The sequence below is a fragment of the Frankia sp. AiPs1 genome (assembly GCF_023716945.1).
Lineage (GTDB): Bacteria > Actinomycetota > Actinomycetes > Frankiales > Frankiaceae > Frankia.
Genome location: NZ_JAMQQF010000803.1, coordinates 1 through 1,979 on the forward strand (window position 1 = coordinate 1; position 1,979 = coordinate 1,979).

Below are 1,979 nucleotides of genomic sequence, written 5' to 3' on the forward strand. Positions count from 1 at the left end.
GGCCCCGGCTCCGCCGCCGCGGGGTGCGCCCCGCTGTCGCACGAGCGATCCCCCTCCGGTCGCCCCGGCGGCTCGCGCTCTAGCGCTCCCGCCTCGCCGTGGCCCGGACCGTCTCGGATTCGGCGCCGACGCTGCCCGCGGCGGCGTCCGCGCTGCTTATGCCCCCCGGCGTGCAGGGGGCCACGGGGGCGACGTTCTTCGCCGAGTCCGGGCTTGGTGTCAAGTCCGGGCTTGGTGTCAAGTGCGGGCTTGGTGGTGCGTCGGGGCCGGCGGTCGAGTCCGGGCTGGCCGACGTCGCCGTGGCGTGGACTGGGCTGGGGCTGGCCGTGGCGCCCGCAATGGCGCCGGAGGCCGCGGCGGAGCCGGGCAGCCGTAGTTCGGAGCGGCCGAGACGGGGACGGAACGGGCCGGCGGAGCGGGCCACGCGGGGAAGGCGCGGGGCATGGCCCCGGGGCGGCGCCGGATGCGGTTCGGACCGGCCGACTCCCTCCAGCCAGGCGAGCAACCGGCTGTCCGGCGTCGTCGCGTCGACGGTCAGGCGGGCCAGCGCGAAGCGGTCGTCGGCGGGATGGGACAACACGTCGCGCACCGCACAGGCCGAGCTGTACCCGGCGGAGATCACCAACTGGCGGACGGACAGGTCGTAGCCGCCCCCGGGGTAGGCGAACGTGCGTGGCTCGTCCCCCGTCGCCACGGCGAGACGGCGCCTGGAAAGGGTCAGCTCCGCGATCACGTCCGTGCGGGCCAGCTCGTTGAGGGGTCGACCGGTGTGCCCGGACCCTCCTATCTCGATTCCCAGCCCGCGGATGCGATGTAGGTCGGCCCGATGAAAATAGCCCGGATCACCGACCCGTGAACTGGTCACGAAGACCGTCGCTGTCAGCCCCCACTCGGCCAGGCGGCGCAGCGCGTTCATTGTTTCCGCGCCGCCGTCGTCAAAGGTGATGACGATCGGATTCTTCGGGGCGGAGGACACGCCGAGGGAGGCAACGTACCCGGACACCGTCATCGGTCGGCGGCCGGACGCGGCGATCAGGCCGCAGTGCCGAGCGAAGGTCGGGAACGGCATGGGCCGACGCGGTGCGCCCCGGGTGGTGTGCGGGTCGAGCGAGCGGTAACGCAGGACCGGGATCATCGGTCCGCGTCGGGCCGTCCGTAGACCGAGCGTCATCGCGGTCCGAGCACCGCGCCGCGCGCGCCACGGGCGGCGAGCGGTTCGGGCGGAGCGAACGTCAAGCGGGCCTCCCTGCGAACGCCGCGGCATGGACGCGGCATCGGGTAATTGCGCCGAAGTGCGTCCGAGGAGTGAGTCCGTGATGCGGCACGAAATGTAGCACGAGTGGCCCCAATAGCCGGTGAACCGGGAAGGCGAGTACCTTGCCGGTGGCCCGTCAGCGCCCGTCATCATTGTGCTGATTAAGAAAACAGGACTTTTCCGCGAGGTGTCGACGCGCAATCGGTGGATCGCCGGGGGCGCGGACGTGGTGCGGGAGTTGCGACTGGGGCATCCGGTGACCGTCTGGCGCGGTCCGCGCCAGGCCGGGCGCAGTGCGCGCTGAGCCCGTCGCGGGTCCCGCCGAGCCTGTTGCAAGCCGCGCCAGGCATGGCACAGGCCGCGGCAGACCTGGCGCAGGCCGTCAGGGCGGGGTCAGGGTGTGGGGTCGCCGCCGTGGCGGCGAGGCCGGATCCGGGTGAAGGCCCGGCAGTCGCAGCGCGCGCAGTCGTTGCCCTCGCGGTAATGCCGGTGCAGATCGCGGCTGTGGCCGCAGCGGCAAAGATCCCACCACGAAGAGATCGCTCCCATGGAGCCTCCCTGCCTCGGCGCTACCACTCGGTGACACTACTCGGGTGCGATCGGGCGCAATCAGCTGCGGTCGCCACGGCCCCGGGACCGTGGCCCAGCCGTGCCATACCCGTTCCACGGAGGGGGACGACTGCGGGCGCGGCGCGGCAGGCGGCCCACGGCGCCGGGCGGGCCC

General features: G+C 73.2%; 1 protein-coding gene. It reads right to left on the reverse strand.

Annotated features, from left to right (window positions below):
• Window positions 1–79: 79 nt before the first annotated feature.
• The gene (locus ND748_RS30830; RefSeq protein WP_251749823.1) at window positions 80–1,135 is read right to left on the reverse strand and encodes a polysaccharide deacetylase family protein; all 1,056 of its coding nucleotides are present in this window, start codon (window positions 1,133–1,135) and stop codon (window positions 80–82) included.
• Window positions 1,136–1,979: the final 844 nt, after the last annotated feature.

Coding starts and splice junctions, on each gene's coding strand:
- ND748_RS30830 (WP_251749823.1), bottom strand. CDS start 1,135: ATGATCCCGGTCCTGCGTTACCGCTCGCTCGACCCGCACACCACCCGG.